This window comes from Sphingomonas cellulosilytica (genome assembly GCF_052321755.1).
GTDB lineage: Bacteria > Pseudomonadota > Alphaproteobacteria > Sphingomonadales > Sphingomonadaceae > Sphingomonas.
On sequence record NZ_JBQRTT010000002.1, the window covers coordinates 142,668 to 159,482 of the forward strand.

Annotated in this window: 20 protein-coding genes; 16 read left to right on the top strand and 4 right to left on the bottom strand. The window is 70.2% G+C overall.

Annotation, left to right across the window (positions count from 1 at the left end; genetic code table 11):
* Positions 1-5: 5 nt before the first annotated feature.
* Together glyS and ACTZQ5_RS03875 are read right to left on the bottom strand one after the other, a co-directional pair.
* Positions 6-2,369: a glycine--tRNA ligase subunit beta gene (gene glyS / locus ACTZQ5_RS03870; RefSeq protein ID WP_443583847.1), complete on the bottom strand. Its 2,364-nt coding sequence runs from the start codon at positions 2,367-2,369 to the stop codon at positions 6-8.
* Positions 2,370-2,532: 163 nt separating this feature from the next.
* Positions 2,533-3,402: a glycine--tRNA ligase subunit alpha gene (locus ACTZQ5_RS03875; protein WP_443583848.1), complete on the bottom strand. Its 870-nt coding sequence runs from the start codon at positions 3,400-3,402 to the stop codon at positions 2,533-2,535.
* Positions 3,403-3,496: 94 nt separating this feature from the next.
* Between ACTZQ5_RS03875 and ACTZQ5_RS03880 the strand changes: the two genes are divergently transcribed.
* The 9 genes from ACTZQ5_RS03880 to ACTZQ5_RS03920 all read left to right on the top strand — a co-directional run bounded on the left by ACTZQ5_RS03880 (position 3,497) and on the right by ACTZQ5_RS03920 (position 9,180).
* Positions 3,497-4,420, top strand: coding sequence for a TraB/GumN family protein (locus ACTZQ5_RS03880; protein WP_443583849.1), 924 nt, complete (start codon positions 3,497-3,499; stop codon positions 4,418-4,420).
* Between the two features lie 261 nt (positions 4,421-4,681).
* Complete coding sequence (locus ACTZQ5_RS03885) at positions 4,682-5,329, top strand: 50S ribosomal protein L25/general stress protein Ctc (protein WP_443583850.1); 648 nt, start codon at positions 4,682-4,684, stop codon at positions 5,327-5,329.
* A gap of 244 nt (positions 5,330-5,573) precedes the next feature.
* The gene (pth, locus tag ACTZQ5_RS03890) at positions 5,574-6,143 is read left to right on the top strand and encodes an aminoacyl-tRNA hydrolase (RefSeq protein ID WP_443583851.1); all 570 of its coding nucleotides are present in this window, start codon (positions 5,574-5,576) and stop codon (positions 6,141-6,143) included.
* Positions 6,140-6,742 carry a TIGR02466 family protein gene (locus ACTZQ5_RS03895; protein ID WP_443583852.1) on the top strand — a complete coding sequence of 201 codons (603 nt, stop codon included), beginning with the start codon at positions 6,140-6,142 and terminating at the stop codon, positions 6,740-6,742. The genes pth and ACTZQ5_RS03895 overlap by 4 nt, the downstream gene beginning before the upstream one ends.
* 62 nt (positions 6,743-6,804) lie before the next feature.
* Positions 6,805-7,119 carry a 5'-nucleotidase gene (locus tag ACTZQ5_RS03900; RefSeq protein ID WP_443583853.1) on the top strand — a complete coding sequence of 105 codons (315 nt, stop codon included), beginning with the start codon at positions 6,805-6,807 and terminating at the stop codon, positions 7,117-7,119.
* Between the two features lie 305 nt (positions 7,120-7,424).
* Complete coding sequence (locus ACTZQ5_RS03905) at positions 7,425-7,577, top strand: hypothetical protein (protein ID WP_443583854.1); 153 nt, start codon at positions 7,425-7,427, stop codon at positions 7,575-7,577.
* A gap of 84 nt (positions 7,578-7,661) precedes the next feature.
* Positions 7,662-7,967 carry a glycine zipper 2TM domain-containing protein gene (locus tag ACTZQ5_RS03910; protein WP_443583855.1) on the top strand — a complete coding sequence of 102 codons (306 nt, stop codon included), beginning with the start codon at positions 7,662-7,664 and terminating at the stop codon, positions 7,965-7,967.
* A gap of 92 nt (positions 7,968-8,059) precedes the next feature.
* Entirely contained in the window at positions 8,060-8,485 is a 426-nt protein-coding gene (locus tag ACTZQ5_RS03915; protein WP_443583856.1) for an OsmC family protein, read from the top strand.
* Positions 8,486-8,589: 104 nt separating this feature from the next.
* Entirely contained in the window at positions 8,590-9,180 is a 591-nt protein-coding gene (locus ACTZQ5_RS03920; RefSeq protein WP_443583857.1) for a glycine zipper 2TM domain-containing protein, read from the top strand.
* A gap of 46 nt (positions 9,181-9,226) precedes the next feature.
* Here the strand turns inward: ACTZQ5_RS03920 and ACTZQ5_RS03925 are convergent, their stop codons facing one another.
* A complete protein-coding gene (locus tag ACTZQ5_RS03925) occupies positions 9,227-9,448 on the bottom strand; it encodes a hypothetical protein (RefSeq protein WP_443583858.1) in 222 nt (73 codons plus the stop codon).
* A 134-nt stretch (positions 9,449-9,582) separates the two neighbouring features.
* On the opposite strand from ACTZQ5_RS03925, the gene ACTZQ5_RS03930 reads away from it, so the two are divergent.
* Positions 9,583-10,305 carry a hypothetical protein gene (locus tag ACTZQ5_RS03930; RefSeq protein WP_443583859.1) on the top strand — a complete coding sequence of 241 codons (723 nt, stop codon included), beginning with the start codon at positions 9,583-9,585 and terminating at the stop codon, positions 10,303-10,305.
* 6 nt (positions 10,306-10,311) lie between these two features.
* On the opposite strand, the gene ACTZQ5_RS03935 is transcribed toward ACTZQ5_RS03930, so the two are convergent.
* Positions 10,312-11,310 carry a patatin-like phospholipase family protein gene (locus tag ACTZQ5_RS03935; protein ID WP_443583860.1) on the bottom strand — a complete coding sequence of 333 codons (999 nt, stop codon included), beginning with the start codon at positions 11,308-11,310 and terminating at the stop codon, positions 10,312-10,314.
* 175 nt (positions 11,311-11,485) lie between these two features.
* On the opposite strand from ACTZQ5_RS03935, the gene ACTZQ5_RS03940 reads away from it, so the two are divergent.
* From ACTZQ5_RS03940 to kynU, 6 genes are read left to right on the top strand one after another with little or no spacing between them, the layout of a single operon-like run.
* A complete protein-coding gene (locus ACTZQ5_RS03940; RefSeq protein WP_443583861.1) occupies positions 11,486-12,574 on the top strand; it encodes an extracellular catalytic domain type 1 short-chain-length polyhydroxyalkanoate depolymerase in 1,089 nt (362 codons plus the stop codon).
* Positions 12,575-12,628: 54 nt separating this feature from the next.
* Positions 12,629-13,009: a fluoride efflux transporter CrcB gene (crcB, locus tag ACTZQ5_RS03945; protein WP_443583862.1), complete on the top strand. Its 381-nt coding sequence runs from the start codon at positions 12,629-12,631 to the stop codon at positions 13,007-13,009.
* Entirely contained in the window at positions 13,006-14,178 is a 1,173-nt protein-coding gene (locus ACTZQ5_RS03950; protein ID WP_443583863.1) for an RluA family pseudouridine synthase, read from the top strand. The genes crcB and ACTZQ5_RS03950 overlap by 4 nt, the downstream gene beginning before the upstream one ends.
* Positions 14,178-14,768, top strand: a complete 591-nt coding sequence (locus ACTZQ5_RS03955; RefSeq protein ID WP_443583864.1) for an FMN-binding negative transcriptional regulator — start codon at positions 14,178-14,180, stop codon at positions 14,766-14,768. Before ACTZQ5_RS03950 ends, ACTZQ5_RS03955 begins: the two co-directional genes overlap by 1 nt.
* Complete coding sequence (locus ACTZQ5_RS03960; RefSeq protein WP_443583865.1) at positions 14,765-15,595, top strand: alpha/beta hydrolase; 831 nt, start codon at positions 14,765-14,767, stop codon at positions 15,593-15,595. Before ACTZQ5_RS03955 ends, ACTZQ5_RS03960 begins: the two co-directional genes overlap by 4 nt.
* Positions 15,592-16,809: a kynureninase gene (gene kynU / locus ACTZQ5_RS03965; protein WP_443583866.1), complete on the top strand. Its 1,218-nt coding sequence runs from the start codon at positions 15,592-15,594 to the stop codon at positions 16,807-16,809. The genes ACTZQ5_RS03960 and kynU overlap by 4 nt, the downstream gene beginning before the upstream one ends.
* The last annotated feature ends 6 nt before the right edge of the window (positions 16,810-16,815 follow it).

Consider the following 16,815-nt stretch of genomic DNA (forward strand, 5'->3'; position numbering starts at 1 on the left):
TCTTCCTACCCCTCGATCTTCGAAAAATCGGCGACGCCGTGCACGGCGGCGCGGACGCGGGCAAGCAGCGCGAGACGCGCGGCGCGCTTCGCCGGATCGGCATCGTTGACGGTCACACTGTCAAAGAACGCATCGATCGGCGCGCGCAGCGACGCCAATGCCACCATCGCGCCCTCGAAATCCTCCGCCGCGACCGCGGCGGCGGCGGCGGGTTCGGCCGAGTCGAGCGCGGCGATGAGATCGCCTTCCGCTTTTTCGGGCGTGTAGGACAGCGGATTCGCTCTCCCGGCGGAAGGGTCAGGATCACCAGCCGTCCCGCGCTCACCCTCACCCCGCGGCGCTGGCGCGCCTTGCCCCTCTCGCGAGGGGAGAGGGGAGAAACCCTCCTTCTTGAGGATGTTGGCGGCGCGCTTGTAGCCGGCGAGCAGGTTCGCGCCGTCGTCGCTGCCGACGAACGCCTGCAACGCCGCGACGCGGGCGAGCAGACGGACCAGATCGTCCTCGCCGCCCAGCGCGAACACCGCGTCGATCAGGTCGTGGCGCACGCCCGCCTCGCGCTGCTGCACCTTCAGCCGGTCGGCGAAGAAGCCGAGCAGCTGCACCGGCGTTTCGCGGATACGCTCGCGACCCTGCTGGAGGAAATGGAAGACCTTTTCGGTTTCCGGCTTCAGCACGATCTCGAAATCACCGAGCGCTTCGGTCATCAGCGCCATGCGGCGGTCGAATTCATCCTGCGGCAGATTGCGGTCGGGCGCGATCTGCGTGACCTTTTCGAGGTAGAGCGCGAAATTGGGATCGGCCTGCGCGGTGCGGCCGAGCACGCTCTGCACGACGTTGGTGACCGCCACGCCGAACGGCGCGAGCATGCCGAGCCGCAACTGCGAACGCTCGATCAGCAGGATCACGCCGAGGGCGGCGCGGCGCAAGGCGAAGGGATCCTTGGATCCGGTCGGCAATTCGCCGATCGCGAAGAAGGAGGCGAGCGTATCGAGCTTGTCCGCGAGGCTCACCGCCACGGTCACCGGTGCGGTCGGCACGTCGTCGCCCTGCCCGACCGGCTTGTAGTGATCGCGGATCGCGTCCGCCACCGCCTGCGGCTCGCCCTGCGCGGCGGCGTAATAGCCGCCCATCAGGCCCTGGAGTTCGGGGAATTCGCCGACCATGCCGGTGACGAGGTCCGCCTTGGCGAGACGCGCGGCACGCTCCGCCATGGCGGCGAGGCTCATCGGCTCCTCCCCGGCACGGGGAGGGATTACACCCTCTTCCACCAGCCAGCGGGCGAGTTTGGCGATGCGGTCGACCTTGTCCGCCACGGTGCCGAGCTTTTCGTGGAAGACGATGTTAGACAGCTTCGCCACCTGCTCTTCGAGCGGGGTCTTCAGGTCGGTGTCGTAGAAGAAGCGCGCGTCGGACAGGCGGGCGGCCAGCACCTTGCGATTGCCCTCGACGATCTTGGTGCCGCCGTCGGTCGCCTCGATATTCGCGGTGCAGACGAAGGCGTCGGCGAGGGACCCGTCGGCCGCACGGCACACGAAATATTTCTGGTTCACGCGCGCGGTGAGCTGGATCACCTCGGGCGGCACGGTGAGGAAGTCGGCATCGAAGCGGCCGAGCATCGGCACCGGCCATTCGGTGAGGCCGGCATTCTCGGCCACCAGCCCTTCGTCCTCGACCAGCGTGAAGCCCGCCGCCGCGGCGAGCGCGGCGGCGCGGGTGCGGATCAGCGCGCGGCGTTCGTCCTGGTCGACGATGACGTGGCAGGCGCGCAGCTTCTCGACGTAATCCGCCGCCGAGCCGATGGTGATCTGGCCGGGATGGTGGAAGTGATGGCCGTAGGTCGCGACGCCCGAGCGGATGCCGGCGATCTCGACATCCACCGGCATGTCGCCGAACAGCGCGACGATGCCGTGCAGCGGCCGCACCCAGCGCAGCGATTCGGTCGAGGCGGAGGCGGCGCCCCAGCGCATCGACTTGGGCCAGGGGAAGGCGCGGACGATCGCCGGGATCGCCTCGGCAAGCACCGCCGGGGTGGCACGACCGGGCTTTTCGGTCACCGCATAGAAGACGCCGTTACGCTCGGTCAGCTGCTCGCGGGCGAGGCCGGTCTTGCGCAGGAATCCTTCGAGCGCCTGCGGGGGGGCGCCGGTCTTGGGCCCTTTCAGTTCCTCGGACACCGCCTGCGTCTCGGCCGGCAGCCCGCGTGCGATCAGCGCAAGGCGCCGCGGCGTGGCGTAGGTGACCATCCCGGTCGCGGCGAGGCCGGCCCGGGCGAGTTCGGCGGCGAACAGGCGGGCGAGGTCTTCCCGCGCCTTGTCCTGCATGCGCGCGGGGATTTCTTCGGAGCGGAGTTCGAGGAGGAAGTCGGTCATTGGCCGTTTGCCGCGGAGCGGCTTCCAAGAAAGTGTGATTCACGCGAAGACGCGAAGACGCGAAGAGAATGACGAGCGCCAGCCTCTGGACCCGACGCCTTTGCGCCTTCGCGGCTTTGCGTGACCATCATCGTTTCGAAGCGCCTGACGGCGCGGACCAGCGTCACGCCGCCCATCCGTTCTTGTCCATCCAGGCGCCGCAGGCGCCTTTGGCGAGATCGCGGACGCGGCCGATATAGGCCTGGCGCTCGGCGACCGAGATGACGCCGCGCGCCTGGAGCAGGTTGAAGGTGTGGCTGGCCTTGATCGCCTGTTCGTAGGCGGGGATCGGCAGGCCGGCGGCCAGGCTGTTCTCGCACTCCGCCGCCGCCTTGCGGAAGGCGTCGAACAGCGTCGCGGTGTCGGCGACCTCGAAATTCCACTTCGACATCTGGCGTTCGTTTTCGAGGAACACGTCGCCATAGCTGACGCCGGCATCGTTGAAGCGCAGGTCGTAGACGTTGTCGACGTCCTGGATGTACATGGCGAGGCGTTCGAGGCCGTAGGTCAGCTCGCCCGCGACCGGCTTCATGTCGAACCCGCCCATCTGCTGGAAATAGGTGAACTGCGTCACCTCCATGCCGTCGCACCACACTTCCCAGCCGAGGCCCCAGGCGCCCAGCGTCGGCGATTCCCAATCGTCCTCGACGAAGCGGATGTCGTGGGTGGTCATGTCGACGCCGATCGCGGCGAGCGACCCCAGGTATAGGTCCTGAAGGTCGGGCGGGCTCGGCTTCAGGATCACCTGATACTGGTAGTAATGCTGGAGGCGATTGGGGTTTTCGCCGTAGCGGCCGTCGGTCGGGCGGCGGCAGGGCTGGACGAAGGCGGCGTTCCACGCCTGCGGCCCGAGCGCGCGCAGCGTCGTCGCCGGATGGAAGGTCCCTGCCCCCATCTCCATGTCGTAGGGCTGGAGGATCACACAACCCTTGTCGCTCCAGTAATCGTGGAGCGTCAGGATCATCTTTTGGAAGGAGAGAGGAGTGGCGGCCATTGCCCGCGGCTTTGGCGGATGAGGCGGCGTCTAGCAAGTGGTGCGCTGCGGCATTAGGTATCGTCCCGACCGCCCGAATGGATACCGTCTCCACATGATACGAAAGCTTGGTGCCGCGCTGTCCGCGGTCGCGATCGCCCTTGCCCTGCCCGCCTGCGCGCAACAGCCCGCCAAGGCCCCCGCCGCCAAACCGTCGCGCGCCGCCAACGATGCCGATCCGGCACTGTGGGTGGTGAAGGACAAGGACACGACGATCTATCTGTTCGGCACGATCCATGTGCTGAAGCCCGGCCTCACCTGGTTCGACGAGGCGGTGAAGACCGCGTTCGACCGGTCGAAAGAGGTGAAGCTGGAGATCGTGATGCCGGATCCGGCCGCGATGCAGGGGCTGGTCAAGGCGACCGGCGTCGCCGCGCCGGGCACGCCGCCGCTGACCGAACGCCTGCCCGCCGGCAAGCGTGCCGCCTTCACCAAGGCGGTGACCGACCTCGGCCTGCCGGCCGACGCGCTCGACCGGTACAAGCCGTGGCTCGCCGCGACGCAACTGTCGGTCGCGCCGCTGTCGAAGCTGGGCTACGACAGCGCCAACGGGCCGGAAGAGGTCATCACCGATGCCGCCAAGCGCGCCGGCAAGCCGGTGTCGGGGCTGGAGACGCCCGAGCAGCAGCTGGGCTTCTTCGGCAGCCTGTCCGATTCGGCGCAGCTCCAGTTCCTGGTCAGCACGGTGGACGAGCTGCCGAAGCTGGAGACGCAGATGGCCGCGATGGTCGACGAATGGGCGCGCGGCGATCCCGATGCGCTGGCACGCGAGATGAACGACGAGCTGAAGAGTTCGCCGGAGGTCGCCAAGGTGCTGCTGACCGACCGCAACGCGCGCTGGGCGCAGTGGATCAAGGGGCGGATGGCGCGGCCGGGCACGGTGTTCATCGCGGTCGGCGCCGGGCATCTGGCGGGGCCGGATTCGGTGCAGGCGCAGCTTGCCAGGCTGGGGGTGACGGCGCGGCGGGTGCGGTACTGAAATCCTCAGTCCTCCCCCGCCAGGGGGAGGTGGCCGCCGCAGGCGGTCGGAGGGGGAGGTCAGCGGCGAACGTGGTGCTTGCGGAAGCGCCCCCTCCACCACCCGGCTGCGCCGGGCGGTCCCCCTCCCCCGCTAAAGCGAGGGAGGAGTGGATTTGCGTTTGTGGCGACCTTCCGCTATGCGCGCCCGCTTCCGGCCATGGTCATCCCTGGAGGCGTGGCGCGGGAGCATACATTAGCACGTTTCGAAAAGGTTTTCTGCATGAGCGACACCATTACGCTCGCAGCCGAGACGCGCGACCGGGTTGGCAAGGGAGCCTCCCGGGCGCTGCGTCGTGACGGCCGCGTCCCCGCCGTGATCTACGGCCAGAACAAGGAACCGACCTCGATCCATCTCGAGGAAAAGGCGCTGGTGAAGGCGCTGTCGACCGGTCACTTCATGAATTCGGTCATCATGCTGGGCGGCGAGCGCACCCTGCCCAAAGACGTGGCGTTCCACCCGGTCACCGATCGTCCGGTGCACGTCGACTTCCTGCGCATCGGTGAGCACACCACGGTCACCGTCGCGGTGCCGGTCGTGTTCGCGGACGAGGACGATTGCCGCGGCATCAAGCAGGGCGGCGTGCTCAACATCACCCGCCACGAGATCGAGCTGGTCGTCGACGCGGCGGACATCCCGTCGGAGATCACCATTTCGCTGAAGGGCCGCGAGATCGGCGATTCGATCCACATCAGCGACGTGACGCTGCCCAACGGCGCGACGCCGGCGATCGAGGACCGCGACTTCGCGATCGCGACGATCGTGCCGCCGACGGTGCCGACCGCGCAGGACGAGGCGACCGACGCCGAGATCGCCGAGACGCAGGCAGCCGAAGCCGCCGCCGAGAGCGAGGACGGCGCGGAGGGCTGATCCCCTTCACGGACGTTCGGACAAGGGGCAGGGTGGCGCGAGGCTCCCCTGCCCTTTTTCGTTGACGGTTGGTAGGAGGTCGTGGCGACACGCCGAAGCCCTACCCGCCGTCATCCCCGCGAAGGCGGGGATCCATACTGGCTGATGCTTTTGAGACTCACTGGCCGTCGTGATTATGGATCCCCGCCTTCGCGGGGATGACAGAAGCTGGGTGAGATGACCGGCCAGAATGAAGGACCATGCCATGCAGATCTGGGCCGGGCTCGGCAATCCGGGGCCGCAATATGCGATGCACCGGCACAATGTCGGCTTCATGGCGGTGGACCTGATCGCCGACCTGCACGGCTTCTCACCCGTCAGGAAGCAGTTCCAGGGCTGGACGCAGGAGGGGCGGATCGGCACCGAGAAGGTGCTGCTGCTGAAGCCCGCCACCTTCATGAACGACAGCGGCCGCGCGATCGGCGAGGCGCTGCGCTTCTACAAGCTGGGGGTCGAGGCGCTCACCGTCTTCCACGACGAACTCGACCTCGCAGCCTTCAAGGTGAAGGTGAAGCGCGGCGGCGGCACCGCCGGGCATAACGGCCTGCGCTCGACCGACCAGCACCTGGGGCCGGATTTCCGCCGCGTCAGGATCGGCATCGGCCATCCGGGGCACAAGGATCGCGTCACCGGCTACGTGCTCGGCAATTATGCCAAGGCGGAACTCGACCCGCTCGCCGACATGCTCGGCGCGATCGGCGCGGAGGCGCCGTGGCTGGCGGCGGGCGACGACGTGCGCTTCATGAACGACGTTGCGATGAGACTGGCACAATGAGCATCCGTACGCTGTTCGCGACCCGCTTCTACGAGGACGACCTCGGCGATGCGGCGCTGCTGGAGGAACTGGAGGAGGCGTGCCGCGATCTCGCGCGCGAGGATCGCGCCGGCGTCGCCTGGTCGAAGGCGCATGGCTATCGCGGCTATACCTCCTACGCCTCCTTGAACGACCTGCCGTCGCGCGACCCGCGCTTCGCCGACCTCGTCCGGCTGCTGAACAAGCATGTCGCGCGCTTTGCCGAGGCCTGCGCGTTCGACCTCGGCGGGCGGCGGCTGAAGCTCGACAGCCTGTGGGTCAACGTCCTCAAGCTGGGCGGCGCGCATTCGGGCCATATCCATCCGCACAGCGCGGTGAGCGGCACGATCTACGTCGCGACGCCGCCGGGCGCGGGCGCGCTGAAGCTCGAGGATCCGCGGTTGCCGCTGATGATGGCGGCACCGACCCGCCTGCCCCACGCCGACGAGAGCCATGCGACCTTCGTCTATGCCGAGCCGAAGCCCGGCAGCGTCTTCCTGTGGGAAAGCTGGCTGCGGCACGAGGTCGTGCCCAATGCCGCCAAGGGCGAGCGGATCAGCATCAGCTTCAACTATCGCTGACCCGCCGCACTGCCGCCGTAATCGCGCGTCACGCTCGGGCCACGGCGGCGGAGGACGACGCGATGCGGTTGGCGATGATGGTGGCGCTTCAGGTCGCGGGACCGCCGGTGCCGGCCGAACTGCGTACCGCGCCCAAGGTGGCGCCGCCATCGGCGCCATGCGGCGAGCCCGACGAAGCCGGCGATATCGTGGTATGCGCGCGGGACCGGAACGCCGATCGATTGAAACCCGTCGATGCGCAGCGTTATGCCGAAAAGCCGATCCGGGCGACGACCAGGGTCGGCAGGATCGGCCTGTCCGCCGAAGCCGAACAGGGCACCCTGCCCAATGGCCAGAGTGCGCCAAGGGCGATGCTGCGGTTGAAGATGCCGTTCTGACCGGTAGTCGCACATCCGATCCGTTCGCGCTGAGTTCTTCGCAGGGCGCTGTGCCGCGAGCGGGCCCGCCAGTAGAAACCCGCCCTTCGACAGGCTCAGGGCTAACGGATATGGGATGAGCCGGAAGGTCGAATGTCGAACCTCATCCGTTCGCCCTGAGCCTGTCGAAGGGCGCCGTGCCGCGAGCGGGCCGCCAGTAGAAACCCGCCCTTCGACGGGCGCGGGGCTGAGCGGGATGGGTGAACCCATCGCGCGCCACGCGTCTTGCAAGCCGGCGTTCACCTGCCGCGGCTAAGGGTGGAGCCATGCGTATCACCCCTCGCCAGATCGGCCTGGCCGCCGTCGTCCTGTTCGCCCCCGGCGGCTTCATCCTCGGTGCGACGCTGGTCGCCGATCACTATCGCCGGCGCCGGGCGCAACCTGCGGAAACCGGGCGGGAACCTCCGGTCGTTTCCTGAACGGAACGTTGTTTGACGTTCATGCAACCGGCCGTACTGACCAACGTTAGTCCGACACGAATTTTCAAAGGACGGGAGACTGTTATGCGTAAGTTGATGCTCGCGATGGGTTGTGCGGCGATGGTGGTGCCGGCGACGATGGTGGTGCCGGTGTCGCAGGCCGGCGCGCAGCGCTACAAGTATCGCGAATGGCGCGACAACCGCGGCCGCCTGCGCTGCCGCAAGCCCGATGGCACGACCGGCGCCGTCGTCGGCGCGGTCGGCGGTGCGCTGCTCGGCCGTACGATCGACACCCGCGGCGACCGGACGCTCGGCACGCTGGGCGGCGCGGTGGCCGGCGGCCTGCTGGGCCGCGAGGTGGAGCGCAGCGGCAAGCGTCGCTGCCGCTGATCGCAGCCCGATTTTCGACCGAACGGGGCGTCGCGAGGCAACTCGCGGCGCCCTGTCGCGTATAAGGGCCGCAACGGACAGGAGATACGACTATGGTGACCCGCAGCGCTTCGGCGAGCTACGCTGGCCTCGGCAAGGACGGCAAGGGCAAGATCTCGACCCAGTCGGGCGTGCTACAGGACAGCAACTACGGTTTCGGCACTCGCTTCGAGGACGGCCCCGGCACCAATCCCGAGGAGCTGATCGCCGCCGCGCATGCCGGCTGCTTCACCATGGCATTGGCGTTCGCGCTCGCCGGCGCCGGCCACCAGCAGGGCGACCTGCAGACCAGCGCCAAGGTGACGCTGGACAAGGATGGCGACGGCTTCACCATCACCCGCTCCGCGCTCACCCTGACCGGCCATGTCGAGGGGCTGGACGAGGCGGAGTTCAAGCGTATCGCCGACGAGGCGAAGGCCGGCTGCCCCGTCTCCAAGGTGCTGAACTGCGACATCACGCTGGAGACGACGTTCGGCTGATCCATCCCCTGTCGGTGCGATGAACCGGAGGTAGTTTCCGGTTCACGCAACCGGCAGGCGACGATGCCGGTTGTACGCTCATCTGGATCAAGGGAGCATCGACCATGCGTATCGCCATCCTTTCCGTCGCCCTGGCGGCGACCAGCCTCGCCGCGATGCCCGCGACGGCGCAGGACACCCGCCGCGAGGCGAACCGCGAATATCGCGACGACGTGCGCGATGCGCGGCGCGACTATCGCGACGACCTGCGCGATGCCGATTCGCGGCGCGACGTGCGCGAGGCGCGGCGCGAATATCGCGACAACGTTCGCGATGCGCAGCGCGACCGGCGCGAGGACCTGCGCGATGTCCGCCGCGACCGGCGTGACGATTGGCGGCAGTGGCGCAACTACGACTACAACCGCCTGCCGCGGGGCCAGCGTGGCTATTATGCGGAAAATTACTATCGCGACGGCCGCTACTACCAGCCGCGCCGGCTGGGGCGGAACGACCGCATCTATCGCGGCGGCAACGGGCGCTATTACTGCCGGCGCAGCGACGGCACGACCGGCCTGATCGTCGGTGGCCTGGCCGGCGGCGTGCTCGGCAACGTGATCGCCGGTGGCGGATCGCGCCTGCTCGGCTCGCTGATCGGTGCCGGCGGCGGCGCGCTGCTCGGCCAGTCGGTCGATCGCGGCCAAGTGGTCTGCCGCTGACCACAAGGGATCGGGAGGCCCGGCGTCATCGCCGGGCCTTTTCGCATCAGATGATGCCGCCGCCGAGGCTGAGGCGGATTGCGAAGATCACGATCAGCACGAGATTGAGGTTGCGGCCGCCGTTTGAGGACGACAGCGCGCCGACCGCGGCGCCGACGATGCCGATCGGGATCACCAGCCAGTTCATCCAGCCGAGCAGCGGCACGAATGCGACCAGGCCGAGCACCAGCGTGACGAGGCCGATCGCGATGGAAAAGATGTTCAGCATGACAGCGAACATGGCCCCTGCCCGGCGGCGCGGCAAGGGAGGCGTCTCCTTTCGGAACAGCCGGGCGACCGCACGCTCCGGGTTAACCACGATGGCCGATGGCCGCTTAACGCCTGCTGCGGCATGGCGGTGGCGTGTCAGCGAATCGTGCCCTCCTCGTCCTCCTGCCGCTCGCCCTGCTCGCCGCGTGCGACAAGCAGCCGGCGCCGCAGCAGGACCTCGACACCCTCGATAAGGAACTGACCGCAGACGCAGGCGGCAACCGGCGCGACCCTGCGCTCACCGCCGCGCTGCACGACCAGATCATGGTCGATCCGGCGCTGACGCAAAGCGCCAACACCAATGTCGTCCGGCCACCCAGCCGGCCCGATCCGCTTTCCGCGCCGCCCGAGCCGGTGGTGCCGCACGCCGATGGGGTGCAGGCCGCCGACCTCAAGGCGGTGCCGCCGGCGCGGGGTGATTGCCCGGCATGCCGCAAGGCGGCGGGTGCGCTGACGCTGGGCGAACTCGCCGCGCGCCAGACCGATGCGGGCGCGTGCGCCGCGCGCGTCACCTATGCCGCGGCCTGGGCCAACCGGCTGCCGGCCGACGTGCCGCTGTATCCCGACGCGCGCGTGCGGGAGGCGGCCGGCAACGAGGCCTGCGGCCTGCGCGTGGTGAGCTTCGCCAGCGCCGCGCCGGTCGGGCGTATCCTCGACTGGTACAATGCCCGCGTCACCCGCGCCGGCTATTCCGCCGAGCATCAGGCCGCCGGCGCGCAGCATGTGCTGGGCGGAACGCGGGGCGATGCGGCCTATGTCGTCTATGTCACGCCGGCGGCCGGCGGCGGCAGCGACGTCGACCTGCTCGTCCGTTAAGCCCGCTCACAGCATCGTCAGCGCACCGGGCGTGATCGCGATGCCGGCTGCGATCCGCTCCGCCAGCGCATGGCCGTCGGTGATGCCAGCCCGCCAGCGGTGCGCGACCGATTCGGGCGAGAAGTCGAGCGCCTTGCCCGCCACCTCGGGGCGCTGGTCGGCATAAGCGAGGCAGGCGAGCGCCACTCCGCCGCCGGGCGGCGCGCCGACGCGATAGGCGTGCTGCCAGCGTGCGATCGTGCGCCGCGACTGGATGGCGAAGGACAGGTCCTGCGCCCGCGCCATCGTCTCGCCGAGCGTCGTCGGCAGCGGCGCGGCAAGCGGCAGCAGGTCGACGGCGATGCAGAGGGTCGGCGGAGCGTCCGCCTCGCCCAGCACGGGGTCGAGCGGCAGGTTCGCCGACAGGCCGCCATCGGCGAGCATCCGCCCGTCGACCGATACCGGCGGAAAGACCGGCGGCAGCGCGCCGCTGGCGCGGACGTGGAGGGCGGAAACGCGTTCGCGATGCGTGTCGAACAGTCGGTCGCTGCCGTCGGCCATGTCGACGGCCAGCGCAGCGTAGCGGATCGCGCCGTCGTTCAGCCGCTGCCAGTCGACGAGGCGCGCCAGCGTCCCGGCGAGCGGCGCCTGATCGAACAATGCGGGTGCGGCGGCGTCGGCATCGGGGCGCCACCACGATCCCAGCGGCCCGACCGGGTCGAACCAGCCGGGTCGCCCGGCGAGCGCGGCGTGCTGCACCGAGAGCGTCCGGCGCCATGTCTCCGCGGCAGAGGGCCAGCCCGCGTCCACCGCCGCCGGGCGCCACAGGTCGCGCAAGGCGCCGATCCGTGCGCCGGGCGCATTGCCGGCGATCACCGCGCCGTTGATCGCGCCGACCGACGTGCCGACGATCCAGCCCGGCTCCAGGCCGTGGCCGTGGAGCGCCTCGTACACGCCGGCCTGATAGCTGCCGAGCGCATTGCCCCCAGCGAGCACCAGCGCGAGATGGAAAGACGGGTCAGCCATCGTGTCGCAACGCAGCAAAGAGCGAAAGGTCCCGCGCAATCAAGGGGATGCTTGCATATCACAGCCGCCGCGCGTTCGCTTGTCATTCGCGGGGCAGACGCCATATTGTGCATCGCAGCATTACACGTCTGGCGGCAATCCTGCCCTCTTTCGGCCTGCCTTCGGGAGTGCGCGCATGCGACGTCTGTCTGATACGATTGGCCGGCTGGTGGCGGCACGGGGGCCGGCGGAGCCTATGGGCGCGACCGCGGTCGACCGGTTGCACGACCTCACCGACTTCGCGCCCAACCCCGGCAACCTGCGCGCCCGGCTGTACGTGCCGGCGCGATGCGCGCCGCGGCCGGCGCTGGTCGTGGTGCTGCACGGCTGTACGCAGACGGCGGCGGGCTACGACCAGGGATCGGGCTGGTCGCGGCTCGCCGACGAGGCGGGGTTCGTGCTGCTGTTCGCCGAGCAGCGGCGGGCGAACAATCCCAACCTCTGCTTCAACTGGTTCGCGCCCGAGGACATGGCGCGCGGGCAAGGCGAGGCGCAGTCGATCGCGGCGATGATCGCCGCGGTCGCGACCGCGCAGGATGTCGATCCGGCGCGGATCTTCGTCACCGGCCTGTCGGCGGGCGGCGCGATGGCCGCGGTGATGCTGGCGACCTATCCGGAGCTGTTCGCCGGCGGCGCGATCATCGGCGGCCTGCCCTATGGCACGGCAAGCGGCGTCGCGCAGGCGCTCGACCGGATGCGCGGCCATGGCGTTCCGGATGCGGCGGCGCTGGCACGGCGGGTGACCGATGCATCGGCGCATCGCGGCGCCTGGCCGATCCTGTCGGTGTGGCACGGCGACGCCGACGCGACGGTGCATCCCGCCAATGCCGAGGCGGTGCTGGCGCAATGGCGCGGCCTGCACCGCCTGGCGGAGGGGGCGGCGCAGCACGACTGCGTCGCCGGCCACCCGCACCGCACGTGGCGCGACACGGCGGGCCGGATCGTGCTGGAGGATCATCGCATCGCCGGCATGGGGCATGGCACGCCGATCGCGGCGACGGGGGCGGAAGCCTGTGGCGAGGCCGGTGCCTTCATGCTGGACGTCGGCCTGTCGTCGACGCGGCGGATCGCCGCCTTCTGGGGCATCGCGCCCGCGCTTGCCGAGCGACCCGGCACGCCCGCTGCGGCGCCGACGCCTTCGCCAGCGCCTGCGCCGCCCCAGGCGGGGTCATCGCCGGCGGCCGTCATCAACGAGGCGCTGCGGGCGGCGGGGCTGCTGCGCTGATCCCTGCCCTCTCCCGCATTTCCCTTGCCCGCATCTTGCGGTAGGGCAGTGGCCATGCCTCTCGTTTTCGTCATGGTCGGCGGGGCCTTCGGGTCCGGCGCGCGCTATCTCACCGGGCGTGCCGCGCTGGCGCTGCTGGGTCCGGAATTTCCGTTCGGCACGCTGGCCGTCAACCTGATCGGCGGAGCGCTGATGGGCGTGCTCGTCGGCGTGCTCGCCCGCACCGGCGCGGCCGAATCCTGGCGGCTGCTGCTCGGCATCGGCGTGCTGGGTGGATTCACCACATTCTCCTCGTTCAGCCTGGACGTCGTCACGATGATCGAACGCGGCGCGGCGGGCGCGGCGCTGGGTTATGCGCTGCTGTCCGTGCTGGGGTCGGTGCTGGCGCTGTTCGCCGGCCTGTGGCTGACGCGTACCCTGGGGGCGGCGGCATGAGCGAGACGCCCGGCATCCGCCAGTTCGCGGTCGGTTATGACGACGACGGCATCCGCTTGGATCGCTGGTTCAAGCGGCACCTGCCCGACACCAGCTTCACCACCGTCGCGAAATGGGCGCGCACCGGCCAGTTGCGCGTCGACGGCGCGCGCGCGACGCCCGGCGACCGGATCAAGGCGGGCCAGACGCTGCGCGTGCCGCCGCCCGAGCCCGAGGTGAAGGACGAAACGGGCGCCGTCACCGCCCGCCCCAAGCGCGAGCGGGCGCCGCTGAGCGAGGACCAGATCGCCTTCGCGCGCGAGATGGTGATCCACAAGGATCTGCAGGCGCTGGTGCTCAACAAGCCGCCGGGCCTCGCGACGCAGGGCGGGACCAAGACCGCCGAGCATGTCGACGGCCTGCTCGACGCGCTGCAATATGACGCCGAGGGGCGGCCGAAGCTGGTCCACCGCCTCGACAAGGATACGTCGGGTGCGCTGCTGGTGGCGCGCACCAGCCGTGCCGCGGCGTTCTTCGCCAAGGCCTTTTCGGGCCGCACCGCGCGGAAAGTCTATTGGGCGCTGGTCGTCGGCGTGCCCTCGATCGACGACGGCATGGTCGACCTGCCCATCGCCAAGCAGCCCGGCACCGGCGGCGAGAAGATGCACGTCGACGAGGAGAACGGCCAGGCGGCGCGCAGCCGCTATCGTGTCATCGAGCGCGCCGGCAACCGCTGCGCCTGGGTCGAGCTGCAACCCTTTACCGGCCGCACGCACCAGCTGCGCGTCCATATGGCGGCGATCGGCCATCCGATCGTCGGCGACGGCAAATACGGTGGCGCCGCGGCGTTCCTGACCGGCGGGATCAGCCGCAAGATGCACCTTCACGCCCGTCGCATCCGCGTCGACCATCCCGACGGCGGCAGCATCGACGAGACGGCGAGCCTGCCGACGCATTTCGCCGAGAGCCTCGCCAGCCTGGGCTTCGAGGAGGCGCAGGGCGACGCGCTGCCGCTGGAAGAGACAAAGAAGGGCCCGCCGCCCAAGTCCGTGCTGAAGCAGCGCGCCAAGGCGCACGCCAAGACGATGCGCAAGGAGCAGCGCGGCGAGCGGCGCCGCCGTGGCGGCCCGGACGCAGGTGGTAGCGGCACGGGGAGCCGCGGCGGCAAGGGCGGCGGCCGGAAGAGCTGATGCACCCCAGCCCGGCGTTCCGATCCGGCGCGGCGGAGGCCGACCTGCTCCTCCGCGCCGAGCGGATCGGCTTCGCGCATGTCTTCGCCGCGACGCCCGCTGGCCCGATGGTGGTGCATGCGCCGGTGACGCTGCACGGCGACGTGCTCCGCTTCCACGTCGCGCGTTCCAACCGGATCGCGCCGCACCTCGACGGCGCGGCCGTGCTGGTCAGCCTGGCCGAGATCGACGGATATGTCAGCGCGAACTGGTATGCGCCGCCGGGCGACCAGGTGCCGACCTGGAACTTCGTCACCATCGAATGCGACGGCACCGCCCGCGCGATCGATGACGCGGCACTGACCGAACAGCTCGACCGGCTGGCGGCGGTGCACGAGCCGCGCGACAACCCCTGGACCCGCGCCAAGATGGATGCCGGCGTGTTCGCCCGCATGCTGACCGGCATCCGCGGGTTCGAGGTCACCGTGACGGCCGTGCGCGAGACGACCAAGCTCAGCCAGAACAAGACGGCTGCCGACCGCGCCGGCGTGATCGCCGGCTTTCGCCGCAGCGACAAGGCCGCGCTCGCCGACCGGATGGAGGGCCGATGACGACGCGGCTCGCCTGGCCCGACCTTACCGGCCGGCCGCGGCCGATGGCGGATGCGACCTTCGCCTATGGCGACGCGCCGCTCCAGCGTGTCGACCTGTGGTGCCCCGCAGGAGCAGGGCCGCATCCCGTGGTGGTGATGGTCCACGGCGGCTGCTGGCAGTCGGATATCGCCGACCGGCGGCTGATGGACTGGGTGGCGGCCGACCTGCGCGACCACGGCATCGCGGTGTGGAACATCGATTACCGCGGCGTCGACCGGACCGGCGGCGGCTATCCCGGCACCTTTTGCGACGTGGCCGCCGCCGCCGACGCGCTGCGGCTGCACGGCGCCGGGCTGGACCTGACCCGCATCGTGGCCGTGGGTCATTCGGCGGGTGGCCATCTGGCGCTATGGCTCGCAGCGCGGCCGCGCCTGCCGGTCGACAGCCCGCTGCGTGCCGACGATCCGCTGCCGATCGCCCATGTCGTCAGCCTGGGCGGCCTCCCCGACCTGGAGGCGGTCGCCGCCAGTCCCGACAACGGCTGCGGTACGGAGGTGATCGCGCGGCTGGTCGATCCGGGCCGGGCCGATCCGTTCGCCGACACCTCGGTTCCCCGCCTGTCGCCGCTCGGTGTGCCGCAGGATCTGGTCAACGGCCGCGAGGATCGCATCGTGCCCTATCGCTTCGCCACCGACCATGTCGCGCGCGCCACCGCGGCGGGCGACGCGGCCCGGCTGCACACGGTCGCCGACACCGGCCATGTCGAGCTGATCGCGCCGGAGACGCCCGCCTGGGCCACCGCGCGCCGCCTCATCGCCGCCGCGTTGCGCCACACCCTGCCATGACCACGCTCGACCACGCCCGCGCTCTCGACCGCGCCGACCCGCTCGCCGGCTTCCGCGACCGGTTCGCGCTGCCCGAAGGCATTCTCTATCTCGACGGCAATTCGCTCGGCGCGCTGCCCCGTGCGGTCGCGCCGGCGCTCGCCGATGCGGCGCAGCGCCAATGGGGCGAGCGGCTGATCCGCAGCTGGAACGAAGGCTGGATCGACGCGCCGCAGCGGCTGGGCGCGCGCATCGCGCCGCTGATCGGCGCCGCCCCGCACGAGGTGATCGTCGGCGACACCACCTCGGCGCATCTGTTCAAGGCGCTGGTCGCCGCGCTGCGCCGCGATCCCGCCCGCCGCACCATCGTCAGCGAGGCGGGGAATTTCCCCACCGACCTGCATGTCGCCGAAGGGGCGGTCGGCTGCGTTCCCGGTGCCCGGCTGAAGGTGGTGGCGCGGGACGAACTCGCCGGTGCGCTGGACGCCGACACCGCCGTCCTCCTGCTCACCCACGTCCATTACAAGACCGCCGAACGCTTCGACCTGGCGGAATGGACGGCGCGCGCGCAGGCGGCGGGGGCGCTGATGCTGTGGGATTTCAGCCATAGCGTCGGCGCGGTGCCGATCGACGTCACCGCCGCCGGTGCCGACCTCGCGGTCGGCTGCACCTATAAGTATCTGAACGGCGGGCCTGGCGCGCCCGCCTTCCTCTATGTCGCCGAGCGGTGGCAGGATGCGCTCGCCAATCCGGTGAGCGGCTGGATGGGGCATGCCGAACCCTTCGCGTTCCAGGACGGCTATCGGCCCGCGGCGGGCATGAAGCGCTGGCTGGTCGGCACGCCGCCGATCCTCGGCATGGCGAGCCTGGAGGCGGCGCTGGCGATCTGGGACGCGGTCGACATGGCGGCCCTCACCGCCAAGAGCGCCAGCCTGTTCGCCATCCTGGCCGCGGCAGGCGATGCCGCCGGGCTGCCCTGCGTCACGCCGGTCGACCCGACGCAGCGCGGCAGCCACATCAGTTTTCGCCACCCCTGCGCCTATGAGGTGACGCAGGCGCTGATCGCCCGCGGCGTGATCGGCGATTTTCGCGCACCCGACGTGATCCGTCTCGGCCTGACGCCACTCTACCTCAGCCACGAAGACGTATGGCGCGCCGGCGAGCAGCTGCGCGAGGTGATCGCGACCGAGGCGTGGCGCGATCCGGCCTTCGCCACCCGCAACGCGGTGACGTGAGCGGCG

Bases quoted from the DNA above. Each gene is read 5' to 3' on its own strand.
- glyS (WP_443583847.1), bottom strand. From the start codon at position 2,369: ATGACCGACTTCCTCCTCGAACTCCGCTCCGAAGAAATCCCCGCGCGC.
- ACTZQ5_RS03920 (WP_443583857.1), top strand. From the start codon at position 8,590: ATGCGTATCGCCATCCTTTCCGTCGCCCTGGCGGCGACCAGCCTCGCC.
- ACTZQ5_RS03880 (WP_443583849.1), top strand. From the start codon at position 3,497: ATGATACGAAAGCTTGGTGCCGCGCTGTCCGCGGTCGCGATCGCCCTT.
- ACTZQ5_RS03960 (WP_443583865.1), top strand. From the start codon at position 14,765: ATGACGACGCGGCTCGCCTGGCCCGACCTTACCGGCCGGCCGCGGCCG.
- ACTZQ5_RS03955 (WP_443583864.1), top strand. From the start codon at position 14,178: ATGCACCCCAGCCCGGCGTTCCGATCCGGCGCGGCGGAGGCCGACCTG.
- crcB (WP_443583862.1), top strand. From the start codon at position 12,629: ATGCCTCTCGTTTTCGTCATGGTCGGCGGGGCCTTCGGGTCCGGCGCG.
- ACTZQ5_RS03925 (WP_443583858.1), bottom strand. From the start codon at position 9,448: ATGCTGAACATCTTTTCCATCGCGATCGGCCTCGTCACGCTGGTGCTC.
- ACTZQ5_RS03910 (WP_443583855.1), top strand. From the start codon at position 7,662: ATGCGTAAGTTGATGCTCGCGATGGGTTGTGCGGCGATGGTGGTGCCG.
- ACTZQ5_RS03875 (WP_443583848.1), bottom strand. From the start codon at position 3,402: ATGGCCGCCACTCCTCTCTCCTTCCAAAAGATGATCCTGACGCTCCAC.
- ACTZQ5_RS03885 (WP_443583850.1), top strand. From the start codon at position 4,682: ATGAGCGACACCATTACGCTCGCAGCCGAGACGCGCGACCGGGTTGGC.
- ACTZQ5_RS03935 (WP_443583860.1), bottom strand. From the start codon at position 11,310: ATGGCTGACCCGTCTTTCCATCTCGCGCTGGTGCTCGCTGGGGGCAAT.
- ACTZQ5_RS03915 (WP_443583856.1), top strand. From the start codon at position 8,060: ATGGTGACCCGCAGCGCTTCGGCGAGCTACGCTGGCCTCGGCAAGGAC.
- ACTZQ5_RS03950 (WP_443583863.1), top strand. From the start codon at position 13,006: ATGAGCGAGACGCCCGGCATCCGCCAGTTCGCGGTCGGTTATGACGAC.
- ACTZQ5_RS03895 (WP_443583852.1), top strand. From the start codon at position 6,140: ATGAGCATCCGTACGCTGTTCGCGACCCGCTTCTACGAGGACGACCTC.
- pth (WP_443583851.1), top strand. From the start codon at position 5,574: ATGCAGATCTGGGCCGGGCTCGGCAATCCGGGGCCGCAATATGCGATG.
- ACTZQ5_RS03900 (WP_443583853.1), top strand. From the start codon at position 6,805: ATGCGGTTGGCGATGATGGTGGCGCTTCAGGTCGCGGGACCGCCGGTG.
- ACTZQ5_RS03940 (WP_443583861.1), top strand. From the start codon at position 11,486: ATGCGACGTCTGTCTGATACGATTGGCCGGCTGGTGGCGGCACGGGGG.
- kynU (WP_443583866.1), top strand. From the start codon at position 15,592: ATGACCACGCTCGACCACGCCCGCGCTCTCGACCGCGCCGACCCGCTC.
- ACTZQ5_RS03905 (WP_443583854.1), top strand. From the start codon at position 7,425: ATGCGTATCACCCCTCGCCAGATCGGCCTGGCCGCCGTCGTCCTGTTC.